We start from the raw sequence: 14,371 nt of genomic DNA, 5'->3' as shown, positions 1-14,371 counted from the left end.
CTGCGAATAATTAACCCCATTAGTTCTGTACTCTTTTAAAAGTGGATCAACTATAGTAATACTGCTGTAAATTACTGTAAATATCTATTGTTTGGATATTCGTTGTTTATAGAGCTCTACCCAAAATAAAAGGCTGCACCTTGGCAGCCTTTTTAATGATATTGCAAAGAACAGTGTCATCAGCGTACTATTTGCCTTGATAAACCGGCTTACGTTTTTCCATAAATGCGGTAATACCTTCTTTAAAATCATCGGTTTTAGCAAGCATCGTTTGTTGTTCTACTTCCATATCCAATGCTTCATTAAGACCCATATAGGCATGAGTATTAATCATGTGCTTCATCGATGCCAATGCTTTGCCGGGTAGATTGCTCAGACGCGTTGCCAATGCCAGTACGCTCGCATCCAGCTCGTCGTTACTAACCACATTGTTGACTAAGTTTAAGCGTGCCATATCTTCCGCTTTGAGCTTATCGCCAAGCATGACCATTTCAGTCGTTTTTGCGACGCCAATCAATTGATTCAATAAGTAAATACCACCAGCATCTGGAATCAGACCAATATTGACAAAAGCTTGTACAAATTTGGCATTTTCAGCGGCAATACGAAAGTCACAAGTCAGCGCCAAGTTCATGCCAGCACCAGCAACTGCACCTTCTAATTTGGCGATAATAGGCTTATGAATATTACGCAGCTTTAAGCTAATCTCAGCGACTTCGCCAACCATAAAGTTTAGCTTATCCGATAATGCCTCGCTTTCCATACCGTTTTCCAACATCTCACCGATATGCCCGCCACTTGAGAAGTTATTGCCAGCACCCTGTAAGACAATGACTCGTACTTGTTCATCTTCATCGGCTTTGGTCAATGCTGCCATCATGGCATCTTTGAGTATCGTGCTAAAGGCGTTCAAGGTTTTAGCATCGTTCATTGTGATGGTAGCGATATGGTTTTCGGCTTGGTATTCGACGAGAGCTTGTGACATTTTGGATATCCTTAAGATGATGTTCTAGATAATGGTTGCAATAAAATACTGGTATAGTCATGCCTGAATAAAAGGAATATACATGTTATAAAGCACTACTGAGGTTAATTTTTCTTGCTTGCTGTGCCTGCGCAGACAGAGGCTGCGAATAATTAACCTTAGTAGTGTTGTACTCTTTTAAAATTGGAACAACTATATCGGCAGTAAGTAAAACAAATAGTGCAATACTAATTACTATAGCAGTTTGAGCTTATTATAAAAGCGAGATTTGTGCGCGCTTAAGGCACGTTTTGAATAACATTTTTTGCTGCTATCACTATTGCCAAAGGTATAAAACCTATCATTCAAAAATAAGGCTACTATCTGTAAGAGGGTTGAATTATTCTAGAAGACAGATTTCAAAAGGTTTTATTTTTTATCACACCAACAAGGAAGTGGTTATGCCAATGATTCATGTCAATGATATCGATATTTATTATGAAGACAGCGCGCCAAACGATAAGCAAAAGCCCATCATGGTATTCGCCCATGGTTTGCTATGGAATACGCGTATGTTTGACAAGCAAGTCGAGTATTTTAAAGCGGGTTATCGCTGTATTGCGTTTGATTTTCGGGGACAAGGTCAGTCTGAAATTACCAAATCTGGCTATGATATGGAAACCTTAACTGAAGATACGCTGGCGTTGTTAGATGCGCTAGATATTCAGCAGTGTCATTTTTTAGGACTATCAATGGGTGGATTTGTCGCCCAACGTATAGCGTTAAAGCGTCCTGAATTATTGCTATCGCTGACGCTGCTTGAAACTTCTGCTGATCCTGAAGATCCTAAAAACGTGCCACAGTACCGCAAGTTGATTAAAGCCATTCGTTGGTTGGGCATGAAGCGTGTCAGCCAAAAAGTAATGCCCATAATGTTTGGTAGCAGTTTTTTAGCAGATAAATCGCGTAAAGCTGACCGTAGAGAGTGGTTGTCTATGTTGCAAAGCAATCGTAAGGGCGGGGTCATCAAGGCAACTACTGGCGTGATTGAGCGCTCTGCAACGTATGATCAGCTCAGTGATATCAAGACACCGACGCTTATCATCGTTGGCGATGAAGATGTGGCAACACCGTATGCAAAAGCTGAGCGCATGCACTTTGCGATAGCAGGCTCTAAGCTGGTGGTGATTAAAGGTGCGGGGCATACGGCAACGGTTGAAGAGCCGGAGCAAGTTAATAAAGCCATTAATAAGTTTCTGGTAAACTTTATATAGTATTCATTGCGGATCTATATACCTGATATGACAGCGTTTATTATCGCAAAAAATGTAGCAAAAAAGCCGTTATCATGGATTTGATAACGGCTTTTTTAACGCTTTAAAAGGAGTGTTTACAATTTATAAGCGCGCTGTATAGTCGTTATTGCCATCATTAATGGTGCCAAAGACGTTAGCTCGATTGACGATCTCAGTTGCCCAAGCACGATGAGTAGCAGGCTCTAGCATGGTATTGTTATATTTAAAGACCGCTTTTGCCTCGATATGCAATATTGCCTGCGCCTCATCTAAAATGCTAAGCGGTACGCAATAAGCTTGCTGTACCAAGGCAATCTGGCTTGGATGAATAACGGTTTTGCCAACCAATCCCAAGCTCACATCACGCGTCAGCTCTTGCATAAATAGTGTGGGCTCATCCAAATACTCAAACACCGGTGCCGAGAGATAAAAGCCATGCGGCACAAAACAGCCAAGCAGCTGATAGGCGAGCGTACCAACGGGCGTGTCATAGACAAGGCTGTTTTTAGGACGGCGCAAACGCAATGCTGCAAACAAGTCATTACCACCGATACGCAAAGCAAATACGGGCTGATTAAAGGCTTCTTTAAAACCAATCGCAAGCTCTTGATTATGATGCGGATTAAACAATGCTGCCGTCTCAAGCGTCGGCATCAATAGCATCTCGGTGCTGAGATTCTGGCACGCCATGCGCCAGTTAGACAGGCTATACATATCGACTTTGGGCATTACAAAACCATCAATCAAATCAATATGGGTAAAATTTGATAACTGCTCTAGCATGGCCGGATGGCGCGGACGTACAAATACCAGCGGGCGCGTTGGTTGCTCGGACTGCATATTAGCTTGCTGTATCGGCTCATTGATACTATCAACGTGCGTCGCCCATGTATGCAGCAGCGTTTGCAGACGCTCAAGTGCCAACTCAACATCATGGTGGCTGACCGCATCTTCTAGGCAGATGATAATACTATTAATCGTCGGTAATTTATCACGCTTGATCACTTGCCAAATATCTTGACGCGTCGCTGGCATATACAAGCTCGCCCCCAACTGATACGGATGATGCATATGAGGCTTGAGCATGGCATGACGCTCAGTAATCAGATGTGCATAAGACTGGGTGTTTTGATAAAGGTGGCACTCGTTGTTTGACATATCTGACATAATAGGCATCGTAAATAGTGGTAAATGAATGGGTCTAAAAGTATAGTTTCAAGATTAGGTAGAAAGATAAGGAGTTATTAATCGTCTGTAGCGCGCTGCTTAATAAGGGTAATCGCTTGATAAGGCAGTATTTTATCACCTAGTACGCTAATAGCGATATGTCGCTGTGTACATAAATGCCTTAATAATATAGTGTCGGGGTGCTCAGCGCTCGCTAACAAAATACGTTCAGGGTCGCGGCGTAGTATCGCGCGTGTCGCCTCAGCGATGGTTGGCTTAATACGATTACGATTGCTGATAGCGTAGTCCGCTGCCAGCGTCTCTATCAAGTCCGCGGTCTGATAGCGAGGCTGCTTATAGGTTGGCAAGCCTTGTAAAGGCGTGCTCAATGTGCGCCTTGTAGTATCAATACAATCGATAAAGGCTAGGCTATGATCTGCCTCAATTAAATTATCATAAAAAACACTGCGATGCAGCCCCAATTCTGGCTCAGTATATAAGCTACGTGATATGAGTCCCGATACGGTACTGTTCAATAAACCTGACGGAATCAACCAGTCATCGATACTAGCAGCCAGCCAAGCAACACCAGCCGGATCAGCAAGGGTCAGTAGCGGTATAACATCCTGACCTTGATGGAAAATATTGGCAAAGCTAGGGTGGTTAGGATCGGCAAAGGCTTTTAGACTATGCGCCAGTTCTTGATAAATCGCCCCTTTACCTGTCCAACCATCGACAAATACAATCGGGCTATGAGGATGATTATTTAATATCATTTTTAATGCAACTGGATCAAGACCACGATCTCGTATAATACTGACGCCATAATGCACACTTGGTAGAGAGTAGCTGCTATCGGCAGTTGCTAATGCGCGTTGTAACAGCACGCCTATTGGTAAACCGGCACGCACAAGACTGACTAATATTAACGGGCGCTCATTATTGACGTTTGGCTGAAAAACTTGCTGTAGCGTATGGGCCAAATTGGTAATATCAGTCGCTGCTCTTACTTTTCCCTGCTCTAACGCCTCGATATATAGCTGCTCATGCATGGCACTTGGCGCGTCTTCCAAGGTCAGCATATCAGAGTAATGACGCTGCCCACTTTGAATCAGTGCTTCTTTTTGACTGACAGGCACATCAGCAACGGCATCTTTATCAACGATATTGAGCAGCACAGTGACATCGCTAGCAAGATAGCTGCCTGAGCCATATTGTGATAAATCGGCTGTTTTAATATTAGAATGGATTGAAGTCATAGTAGAAATAGTTGTACTCGTTTGATGACGGTTTAATAATAGATTAATAGCAGAATATCATTTAATAAAAGGTAGCGCTCATCATTTAGCTGCAAATTTCTCATGTAGCTGTCCATGATTGGGCATGCCGTACCAGTCAAGTAATTGCAGAAATGGCAGATCTGCCAGACTGTCACCAAAACCGAAGCTTGGGCGCTGATGATCCAAATGCTGTTCCAATAAAAATTGTACCGCATGATGTTTATGAATAGCATGCGGCAATATTGCTAAATTATTAGCATTCACATGCACATAAAAAATCTCATCAAAATCTGGTATGAGCGTTGGTAATTGTGTGGCTAACTCTGCCAATGCTTGATGGTCTTTTTGTCTGTGTTTGATCGCCAGATAAATGGTTAGCTCACTATCGATAAAAGTATCTTTATGCGGGGTGAGCTTTAAGTCGTTATGAGTACTATCGCTTTCTGGTCTATAACTATTGACCAACTCAGTCAGCTGACTGAGCTTATCTTGTACTGGAGCAAGCGCGTTATACATATGCTGCTGCCACGTGCTTAGTAGCTCACCATCAGACGCTAAAATGACCGCGCCATGGGTCAATACTTGCCAGCTATTAAAGGGCAGTTTGACGCGTTTAATTTCCTGACGATCACGTGCTGTGACGACTATCAATTCAGTGCTGGATAGTAGCCAATTAAAAAAAACCGTTTGGCGCTGACTCATAAAGCTTAACGGCTCATCTTTTTTATTGACAGTGGCGCAAACCAAAGTTTCAGGTTCAGTAGTGGGTAATTCCCATGCATCAATTTTACGCTGAGTTTGAAAGAGCGTATCGTCCAAATCCATCAGCGCATATGGCTTTACAATGTTTGGACTAGACTGGAAAAATGGGAAGGTCATTATGTTTTCCAAAGATAAAATGATGATAAGACTGTTTATAGATGGCTTGGATACGAATTTGTAAGGGAGGTGCAGCGCTGTTTTTCAAAACTGAGCATTACCTATTTATCAGACTTTAGCCAAATGCAGACAGTATAACGATAATCATAAAAAAGGTCAGAATAAATCGGTAATAAAAGTGCAGAATTATCGCAAGAGGATTGGCTTTAACCAATTTAGGATTGGATAGATAAGCTTAAATGACAGAGTTTAAAAATGGCTTGTGGCTGATTATAACCATCGATTTAATAAACTCAGAAAATTCAGTGTGAAATTTTCCGAGTTTATTAAAGTGAGGTTTCTTGAATAATAGGACGGTATTAAACTGATAGAGTCGATTCCAAATAAAATAGATACGCTATATTGCAACGCGGAACTGGTATGAATTTTTCTGGCGTGCTGTGCCTACGCCGACAGAGGCTGCGTAAAATTTATTCCAGTCCCGCTGTATCGTTTTAATACTGAATTCACTATAGAGACAATAGTTATGAAGTCCGCAGCCAGTTATCCATATATTTCTTCTAACCTTAGGCAAGAGACTAATCGTCCTTCCCATTCACGTAGCTCAGGCTCAATTTCGATACATATTGGTTTGGCATAGGGGCAGCGTTTATGAAGTGCGCAGCCACTTGGCGGATTAAGCGGACTAGGTAATTCGCCTTGTAGAGTCAGCTCTTTTTTATGACCCGTCACTGAGGGCGCTGCTGAGAGTAAAGCGATGGTATAAGGGTGTTTAGGATCATTATAAATAGCATCTTTAGCACCGTGCTCAACGGCCTTGCCTAAATACATGACCATCACGTCATCTGCTACGTGGCGTACGACAGAAAGGTTATGCGAGATAAAGACATAGGCAGTATGATATTCGTCTTGCAAGTCCATAAATAGATTCAGTACTTGTGCCTGAATAGAGACGTCGAGTGCTGACGTCGGCTCATCAGCGACGACAATTTTAGGGTTGAGCATCATGGCACGGGCAAGAGCAATACGTTGGCGCTGACCGCCAGAAAACATATGCGGATAGCGACCGGTATGCTCAGGACGCAAACCAACGTGCTTCATCATTGCATGGATTTTGGTGAGTTTTTCTTTTTTGCTCAGCGTAGTATGAATGTCTAACGGTTCGGTCAGCTGAAAGCCAATAGTATGACGTGGATTAAGACTGCCATAAGGGTTTTGGAACACCATCTGAATCTCAGTACGCAAATTTTTAAGCGCACTTCTGCTATAGCTTGTGGTGGCTTCATCGTTGATAAATAACTCGCCACTGGTAGGTTCCTCTATCAAGGTAAATCGAACTCTAATCGATAAACCTTTAATTCCTTTTAAAGTATTTATCAATTCAAATTATTTCAGGTCATGACAAATTATCAGAATTTGAGACACCCCAAAATGGTGTGTCTCAAGTGTTTGGTCTTCTAATAGTTGATATGTTGACACTGAATAAGCAAATGAATAGACCGAATATATAGGTAAATATGAGGTTGTGCAAGGTATCTACAGTGCAAATATGAATTTTTTTATGCTATGGACATCTTTTTTGTTATTAATGAGGTATTTAACCTCCGTAAAATCACAGGCATATATAAGTAAACTTTGTTTTAGAAAGATATAATAAATATTCTAAAGATGTTCATATTACGACTATGACAATCCATTATCAGTAGCTCATAATATGCACGTTAAATGCGCGTCTATTTAGGACTCACCACCAACACATTATCCAAACCTTTCCACATGGTATCCACACTATCAGCCGACGTTTCCACACACAATACAATCAAATCCCACTCATTCGGCTCAACGTTATAAGCAAAATTGGTCATACCAAGGCCATAATTATCACGAAAGCTTAACATCGTGCCAATACCGCTACCAAGTGCAATCGGTGAGCGGGTTAATGCACTAAAATTCACCGTATTATTGCTGTTATCTAAATTCGTCTGTGTCTCAAGCCATTCCGCCAATAAAAATGGCAACCAGACAAATTCATTACTGCCTAGTACCAATATTTTTTGTGGCAATTGAGCGTTATTAAATGCGTTTTGGCCATCAAAACTTGCAAATGCAGTTTGGAAACTTGCTAGATAATCCGCAAAGCCATTCGTGCTATCTAGCGTTGGAAAGCGTCCCCAATTACCGGTATTGCCCAAAGGTTGACTACCAGCTTCGGTCGTATCAACCGATGGCATAATGATAGGCTCAGGGTTGGGCGCATCAGTCCATTTCCAAGCGCCAGATAGTAAATGATGGCGGTGAAAATCAATGTTTGGCAGACGGGTGGCAATCGTATCATTGGCGTTTGCATCAGACTCATTTTGATTCTGATTTAGTGACCAATCAACCAAGGTTGTGAGATGCACTTGCTCTAGTTGGGTCAACCCAGCTTCACGTAATGCTGTGACGACATTAACGCAAGTATTACCCGTTGATGCTTCATCATCAACCATAATCAGCGTTTTACTGGCAAATAGTTGCGCTTGCGTCATTTTATCGGCACTTTGATAAATCAGATGCTGACTGGCATGACTGTGGTCTTCGCTAAAAGTGGTCAATAAAGAATCGCTACTATTGTCATCATGCTGGGCATGACGAGTAGAATTCAGCAGCAACGCTTGTGGATAGCGCGTTTGTAGCGCTTGGTGCACACCGGCAGATAAGCCAACCGCCGTCTCTGCCATACCGATGACCAAAATTGGCTCAGGCAAATCATCAGGTACTAAGTTTGCCAAATCAGTAAAGGCATCACGCATGATGCTTGGTGCCACCGGAATATGACGACCTAACACTTTTGAGACAAACAAAAATGCCCGTTTTGGGTTGATACGTTGAGCAAAATCAAGCAAATCTTCTAGCTGATAATGGCTGCTTTCTTTAAGGTCGTTGTTACCACTAGCAGCGTTGGTCTGATAGGTCAGATCAAGCGTACCGCGAGGTAGGGTAATGGTCGTGCTGTGTTGCTTGTTTGGCATTCATGTTCCTTTGATCTTTCAATTTTTTATCGTTGATTTTACTTATTCAGTAGCATCATCTTCAATCTTTACGCTGACCATAATTGAGCGTACTTGGCACGGTATAATTTGCTGTGCGATATCTGCCAGTTTCGGCTTCTTACTTAAACCGAGCCAATAAGCAAAACCAACTTGAGTTATATCTACACCGCTATGAGTGGTGTAATCAATACCACCAGAGGGGCGACTATTAATCTCAAGCACACGATGATGACCATTATCATCCGCTTTAGTCTGGACACTAACGATACCATCACAGCCGAACGTTTTTATCAGTGGAATGACCACATCCATGACTGATTGCTCATAACCAATATGCTGAATTTTCCCCGTTTTATAACGAGTAATAGCAGCCAACACTTCGCCGTATTCACAGACGACATCGATAGAGTATTCTTGTCCTGATAAATAAGGCATCAGCAACATGGGAATCGGGCGCTCATGCACCATAAGACTGTTGGTATAAGCATTGATAAATTGTGCGGTATTGATTTTCTTCTCTTCGGTAAAGTATAGATGCTCGAAACTGTCGTATTGCTCACCTTCTTCTTTACCCGTCTCTTTAACTTTACCTAAGCGCCAAAATCCTTGGGCAAAAATACCCGTCACTGGTTTGACACATAATGGCTGATGACCATGTTTAGCAAGTAAAGTCTCAAGCTCTGCGACAGTATCAAAGCGCCATGCATCTGCGACAGGGATATCATGCTCATGGCACTGCTGCATAAAGGCAAACTTATCATCGATGGATTTCAGTGCTGCAACGCTGGTCGCACCTGTCAATAAACGGATACCTGCTGCTGCAAATTTTTCGCGATGAGCTTCGTAATCAATGCCATTGCGTCCAGTAAGCAACACTTTCACGTTGTTTTTCTGAGCTTGTTCTAACACAAATTGCCAACGCGGCATCAATGCCTCAACAGATTCGAGCACTGCTTGCTCATTGTTATCTGCGGTGCTAATAGAAGGCTCGCGGTAGATGATGTCGGCAAATTCAAAAATCTCAGGTCTATTATGACGATGTGAGGCAACGATATGAAAGGGCATGCTAGATTGAGCTTTTAGGGTTTGCAGGCTAGCTAACATATCACGCTGGCTTGACTGACCTTCAGCCAACCAAGCAGCGCTTAACTTTGTATGATGACTATTGTTAACAGGGTTATCCATAATTCTCTTTGCACTCTCTTAAATAATAGGGTTGTGGATCACTCGATATCGTCATCATAAAGTGATTAGCAATTTAATATATGATCGAACAATTTCAGACATGGCATTTATACATAACGGGCTCTATTATATACAAATGCTAGATGTTATAAATGTTTCCAATTAAATAGCATCAAGAATTTTTACTTTTTTTATGATGTTTTATAAGATGCTGGTTCTGATTAAGGTTGTAATGCCATCCATGCTACTATATGGCGATAGTTAACATCACTCATATAAGTAAATAATAAATAACGTAAAGGATAAATGATGAGTCAACCTCAAGCTTTAATTGCAGGTGCTAACGCGCCGCTGCCAACGGATAATATTAGCATTCGTATTTTAAGCCAAAGCGCCATCGATTGCGCTGCATATCGCCTGACGACTGAAGGTAAAGTGCGCGGCGATGGCGATATGATATTTTATGGGCAGACGCGTAGCGATGATGGTAGCGTGAGCTTTCGCGGTCATGACAGTGATGGATTTTTTGATATCAATTTACCTGCACAGCCAGCAAGTATTGAAAAAATTGCATTAGCGTTTTCTAGTGCGCAGACGTTGGCTCAAGTCGGTGATGTGGATATTCAAGTACTACAAGGCAGTCAAGTGTTGATAACTTGCCAATTAAGTGCTGTTGGGCGTAATGAAAAAGCTATTATCTTAGCGGAATGTTATCGTCGTCAGGGCAATTGGAAGTTTCGTTTTATCGCTCAAGGTTTTGAAGGTGGCTTAAAACCTTTATCTGAGCATTTCGGTGTAGAGATTGCCGATGAAGCACCAGCTCAAAGCCTTATACAAAATCAGTCACAAGAGCAAGCTCAGCCTATTAATACGCAGCGACCAATCAATACGCAAAAAGCTAGTAGTGCGCCTCAGACAACTACGCCACCGCCGATTCCTGCTGGCTCTACCAATCCTTCAATCAACCTAAGTAAAATTACTTTAACCAAAAATCAATCTAGTATCAATCTCAAGAAACGTGATGATTTTGGCAAAATATCGGTCAACTTAGACTGGAACCAACGTCCAGATGTCAGCAAGCAAGCACCCAAAAAAGGACTGCTTGGCGATTTATTTAAGCAGCATAAAGCTGGTGGAATTGATCTCGATGTTGGTGCGATGATTCATCTGAAAAATGGTGAAAAAACGCTTATTCAAGCGTTGGGAAGTCGTTTTGGTAGCCTACAGTCAGCGCCATACGTTCTATTGCGTGCCGATGACAGAACAGGACAGGTAAGCGGCGGTGAATGGCTCGATATTAATGGGCAACAGTGGTCACAGATTGAAGAAGTATTTATCTTTGCTTTCATTTACGAAGGCGCACCAAATTGGGCGCAAACTGATGGGGTAGTGACTATTCATGTACCCGACCAGCCACCGATTGAAACGCGTTTGACAGAAGGTACAGGTAACTTACCGATGTGCGCCATTGCACGTCTGGTCAATCAGCAAGGCAGTATCAACGTTGAACGTATCAACCAATACTTCAAAGGACATCAAGAGATGGACAAAGCCTTTAATTGGGGCTTTAGCTGGAAACGTGGCAGTAAGTAACGACTCTATTTATATACTTTGATAGATATAAAAAATAAGCCCATCTATTGTTAGATGGGCTTATTTTTATACATGATATCTTATTAATAATAAGATATCATTTCAAAAATGACACTTATGGATATTAAGCATGCGGGGTGATAGCAGGCATTAAGTCATGGAAAGTGCGACCAGTCGCCGTTTCACCGATGGCATGCATCTTCCACTCATTATTATGACGATAAACTTTTGCCATAATCATCGCCGTATGCGTACCTTGTGAGGACAGATTATAGCGTGCTACTTCAGTATTGTTATTGGCATTGAGGATACGGCAAAACGCATTTTCTACTGTCTCAAACGTCTGACCAGTAAAGCTGTTGACGGTAAATACCAAGGATACTACGTTAGCTGGAACTTTTGATAAATCAACATTGATTACTTCATCATCACCATCGCCGTCACCAGTGCGGTTATCACCAGTGTGCACGATACTGCCGTCTTTCGATTTTAATTGGCTAAACCAAATGGCATCAACTGGCTGTTTGTTGCTATCGAACATAATGCATGATGCATCTAAATCGATAGAATCGCCGCCACTACCGCCGCCGAATAATTTACCTAAGAATCCACCTTTTTTATCTTGTGGACCTTGGGCAACGTCCCAGCCTAAACCCAATTTTACTTGAGTAAGCTCGCCGCCCGCTTCTTTGCTTAGGGAGATTTTTTGACCCTTTTGTAAACTAACTGCCATGTGATAATCCTTATAATAGTTGTATGAGAAATTGCTATAAAATATTGCCAAGTAATCCGCTATTGCCGCCACGACCACCTGAACTGGTGCCCAAGATGCTTTGTAGCCATCCTTGATAGCTGTCACGATTGCGTGAGCAGATAATAACTTTGCCTGAGCCTGAAAAGTTGAGTACCATTCCTTCGCCACTGGTGACTGAATTGATAATATTACTCATGATGCCTTTTTTCTTACTGGTCGATACAGAGAGCTTATAATCAAGCGTTGAATCCCAGCAGACCACATGACCATTATCGATGATGACGTCTTTATCTGGCGTCACATCAATCTCAAATAATGAACCGAAACCCGATACCACTACCTGACCTTGACCTTGTGTCTGCATGACCATAAAGCCGCCAGTATCACCAAAGACTGCGCCACCTAGATTACGTTGAATATTGGCTCTGATATCGACACCGATTTGCGCCGCGACAAAAGCACCATCGCTCAAGGTATATTGATGTTTGCCGCAATCAATGATTTGCATATCGCCATCGAGCGTTGGTGCCAGCAAGCAATCACCTTCACCGTTTACCGCTTCAATTTGCTGTTGAAAAAGTGACTCATCGTTAGCAAAACGGCGCATCAATGACTGCATCAGTCCACCTTGCAATTTACCTTTTAGCTCAAGGTTTGATTCCATCATCACCATGGCGTTGGCTTCGCAATAGATTGAGTCGCCTTTTTTAAGATTACAATGTAAAAAAGGTTCGATAGTACCAATTAAGCTAAACTTTGCAGCCATAGGTCAAAAGTCCTTGTTCTAATATTTTTATGAGTCCATCTGTAGAGGGTATAGCAAATAACTTCTGTCAATGTCATTTAGATATTAAATTAGTTACTTAAATTCATAGCCACTTAAATTTAAAGCCATCAAATGTCTTAAACAACACACTTGATGGCTTATAGATCTCGTAAGTAACTCGTAAATAAATAGTTACTTACGATAGTTGGCTCGCGACACGCTTAAGTCAATGAGACGATTAAACGTTGACGCCATAAGAAGCCGCTAATGGTCCAAGACCACCGCTAAAGCCTTGACCAACCGCGCGGAATTTCCAGTCACTACCATGACGGTATAACTCACCAAAAATCATGGCTGTTTCAGTGCTACCATCTTCTGATAGGTCATAACGGGCAATTTCAGCGGCACCGTTGTCATTAACGACACGGATGTAAGCATCGCCAACTTGACCGAAGTTTTGGTTACGGGTCTGACCTTCATAAATGATGGCACATAAGGCAACTTTACTAACGTCAGCTGGGATACTCGCTAAATTTACTTTGATGGCTTCATCATCACCAGCACCTTCGCCAGTACGGTTATCACCTGTATGCTCAACTGCACCGTTATCTGATTTTAAGTTATTGAAAAAGATAAAATCTTGGTCATTACGGACTTTGCCAGATTCATCAACTAAGAAGCCGATAGCGTCTAAGTCAAAATCCTGGCCATCGGTCGCGCGTGGATCCCAGCCTAGACCGACCGTAATATTGGTTAAACCTGGCGCTTCTTTTGATAAGTTTACGTTGCCGCCTTTTGTTAAGCTAATAGCCATATAAATATCCTTTGGATTAATAATTAAGTGGATTGATAAAAAATGAACTCAAATAGTGCAGTGGTCGATATATAGACGCCGTTAGAAAAAATCTATCTGTACGTCATGCCCTGCATATCATTACGATTTACTATACTAAGCGTTTGCTCACTAAGCAAGGCGTATTTTGTGCGCTGACGTTATGTTTACTAACAGATATAGCAATTGTGCAAATCTGATACTTTCTAACCGTCCCGATAACAATCGTTAAGATATTGTTATCAAAAATGAATTTCTTAGATACTGAAGTTGGTACTAAGGTTGTAATCTCGAACCTAGCAATGAAACAAAACCTTATGATATGAATTACTCATAAAGTAAAAAAGGTATAAAAAACAGGTCATACCAATCGCTTGATATAACCTGTCATGACTACGATTTTCTACCAAAGCGCTTTTTCTTAATTTGAACGTAGCGTTTAAACTTGAGCTAAAATCAACACTAAGTAATCGCCTTTGCTTGTTGCTTGCGATGCTTAAGTGAAGCAAGCAATGCCCAACCGATAAAGGCAATACCAATCAAACCCGTAATAATCTCTGGTACATGGAATTTCACTGATAGCAGCATAATAATTGCCAAAGCACCAATGGCATAATGCGCACC

At 41.8% G+C, this 14,371-nt stretch carries 13 protein-coding genes; 2 read left to right on the top strand and 11 right to left on the bottom strand.

The features are described 5' to 3' along the window. Positions 1-187 precede the first annotated feature (187 nt). On the bottom strand, positions 188-985 hold the full coding sequence (locus tag JMX89_RS10490; protein ID WP_201532410.1) for an enoyl-CoA hydratase/isomerase family protein: 798 nt from the start codon (positions 983-985) through the stop codon (positions 188-190). A 440-nt stretch (positions 986-1,425) separates the two neighbouring features. Between JMX89_RS10490 and JMX89_RS10485 the strand changes: the two genes are divergently transcribed. Further along, on the top strand, positions 1,426-2,238 hold the full coding sequence (locus JMX89_RS10485; protein WP_181210976.1) for an alpha/beta fold hydrolase: 813 nt from the start codon (positions 1,426-1,428) through the stop codon (positions 2,236-2,238). Positions 2,239-2,361: 123 nt separating this feature from the next. On the opposite strand, the gene JMX89_RS10480 is transcribed toward JMX89_RS10485, so the two are convergent. The 6 genes from JMX89_RS10480 to JMX89_RS10455 form a co-directional block, all read right to left on the bottom strand. Next, positions 2,362-3,426: an HpcH/HpaI aldolase/citrate lyase family protein gene (locus tag JMX89_RS10480; protein WP_201551506.1), complete on the bottom strand. Its 1,065-nt coding sequence runs from the start codon at positions 3,424-3,426 to the stop codon at positions 2,362-2,364. Between the two features lie 77 nt (positions 3,427-3,503). Continuing rightward, positions 3,504-4,685 carry a cysteine protease StiP domain-containing protein gene (locus tag JMX89_RS10475; RefSeq protein WP_201551504.1) on the bottom strand — a complete coding sequence of 394 codons (1,182 nt, stop codon included), beginning with the start codon at positions 4,683-4,685 and terminating at the stop codon, positions 3,504-3,506. A gap of 81 nt (positions 4,686-4,766) precedes the next feature. Then, the gene (locus JMX89_RS10470) at positions 4,767-5,585 is read right to left on the bottom strand and encodes an HAD hydrolase family protein (RefSeq protein ID WP_201532413.1); all 819 of its coding nucleotides are present in this window, start codon (positions 5,583-5,585) and stop codon (positions 4,767-4,769) included. A 543-nt stretch (positions 5,586-6,128) separates the two neighbouring features. After that, positions 6,129-6,911 (bottom strand): dipeptide ABC transporter ATP-binding protein, encoded by a 783-nt coding sequence (locus JMX89_RS10465; protein ID WP_265088694.1) that lies wholly within the window; start codon positions 6,909-6,911, stop codon positions 6,129-6,131. Between the two features lie 407 nt (positions 6,912-7,318). Continuing rightward, a complete protein-coding gene (locus tag JMX89_RS10460; RefSeq protein WP_201532414.1) occupies positions 7,319-8,596 on the bottom strand; it encodes a phosphoribosyltransferase domain-containing protein in 1,278 nt (425 codons plus the stop codon). A gap of 42 nt (positions 8,597-8,638) precedes the next feature. Continuing rightward, the gene (locus JMX89_RS10455) at positions 8,639-9,802 is read right to left on the bottom strand and encodes an ATP-grasp domain-containing protein (RefSeq protein WP_201551502.1); all 1,164 of its coding nucleotides are present in this window, start codon (positions 9,800-9,802) and stop codon (positions 8,639-8,641) included. Between the two features lie 309 nt (positions 9,803-10,111). Between JMX89_RS10455 and JMX89_RS10450 the strand changes: the two genes are divergently transcribed. Continuing rightward, positions 10,112-11,395, top strand: a complete 1,284-nt coding sequence (locus tag JMX89_RS10450) for a TerD family protein (protein ID WP_201532416.1) — start codon at positions 10,112-10,114, stop codon at positions 11,393-11,395. A gap of 124 nt (positions 11,396-11,519) precedes the next feature. Here JMX89_RS10450 and JMX89_RS10445 read toward each other — a convergent pair whose 3' ends face one another. From JMX89_RS10445 to JMX89_RS10430, 4 genes are all read right to left on the bottom strand, one after another. Further along, entirely contained in the window at positions 11,520-12,128 is a 609-nt protein-coding gene (locus tag JMX89_RS10445) for a TerD family protein (RefSeq protein WP_201532417.1), read from the bottom strand. Between the two features lie 34 nt (positions 12,129-12,162). Next, positions 12,163-12,915 carry a TIGR00266 family protein gene (locus JMX89_RS10440; protein ID WP_201532418.1) on the bottom strand — a complete coding sequence of 251 codons (753 nt, stop codon included), beginning with the start codon at positions 12,913-12,915 and terminating at the stop codon, positions 12,163-12,165. Positions 12,916-13,153: 238 nt separating this feature from the next. Next, the gene (locus tag JMX89_RS10435; RefSeq protein WP_201532419.1) at positions 13,154-13,729 is read right to left on the bottom strand and encodes a TerD family protein; all 576 of its coding nucleotides are present in this window, start codon (positions 13,727-13,729) and stop codon (positions 13,154-13,156) included. A gap of 480 nt (positions 13,730-14,209) precedes the next feature. After that, positions 14,210-14,371: DUF475 domain-containing protein (locus JMX89_RS10430; RefSeq protein ID WP_201551500.1), on the bottom strand; the 162-nt coding region annotated here is incomplete at its 5' end.

Source organism: Psychrobacter sp. DD43 (assembly GCF_904846555.1).
GTDB lineage: Bacteria > Pseudomonadota > Gammaproteobacteria > Pseudomonadales > Moraxellaceae > Psychrobacter > Psychrobacter cryohalolentis.
This window is presented reverse-complemented; position numbering and strand designations above follow the sequence as displayed.

What these genes read in the sequence shown, in the direction of transcription:
- JMX89_RS10480 (WP_201551506.1), bottom strand. Translation starts at nt 3,426, where the DNA reads ATGTCAGATATGTCAAACAACGAGTGCCACCTTTATCAAAACACCCAG.
- JMX89_RS10435 (WP_201532419.1), bottom strand. Translation starts at nt 13,729, where the DNA reads ATGGCTATTAGCTTAACAAAAGGCGGCAACGTAAACTTATCAAAAGAA.
- JMX89_RS10475 (WP_201551504.1), bottom strand. Translation starts at nt 4,685, where the DNA reads ATGACTTCAATCCATTCTAATATTAAAACAGCCGATTTATCACAATAT.
- JMX89_RS10450 (WP_201532416.1), top strand. Translation starts at nt 10,112, where the DNA reads ATGAGTCAACCTCAAGCTTTAATTGCAGGTGCTAACGCGCCGCTGCCA.
- JMX89_RS10440 (WP_201532418.1), bottom strand. Translation starts at nt 12,915, where the DNA reads ATGGCTGCAAAGTTTAGCTTAATTGGTACTATCGAACCTTTTTTACAT.
- JMX89_RS10455 (WP_201551502.1), bottom strand. Translation starts at nt 9,802, where the DNA reads ATGGATAACCCTGTTAACAATAGTCATCATACAAAGTTAAGCGCTGCT.
- JMX89_RS10460 (WP_201532414.1), bottom strand. Translation starts at nt 8,596, where the DNA reads ATGCCAAACAAGCAACACAGCACGACCATTACCCTACCTCGCGGTACG.
- JMX89_RS10445 (WP_201532417.1), bottom strand. Translation starts at nt 12,128, where the DNA reads ATGGCAGTTAGTTTACAAAAGGGTCAAAAAATCTCCCTAAGCAAAGAA.
- JMX89_RS10490 (WP_201532410.1), bottom strand. Translation starts at nt 985, where the DNA reads ATGTCACAAGCTCTCGTCGAATACCAAGCCGAAAACCATATCGCTACC.
- JMX89_RS10470 (WP_201532413.1), bottom strand. Translation starts at nt 5,585, where the DNA reads ATGACCTTCCCATTTTTCCAGTCTAGTCCAAACATTGTAAAGCCATAT.
- JMX89_RS10485 (WP_181210976.1), top strand. Translation starts at nt 1,426, where the DNA reads ATGCCAATGATTCATGTCAATGATATCGATATTTATTATGAAGACAGC.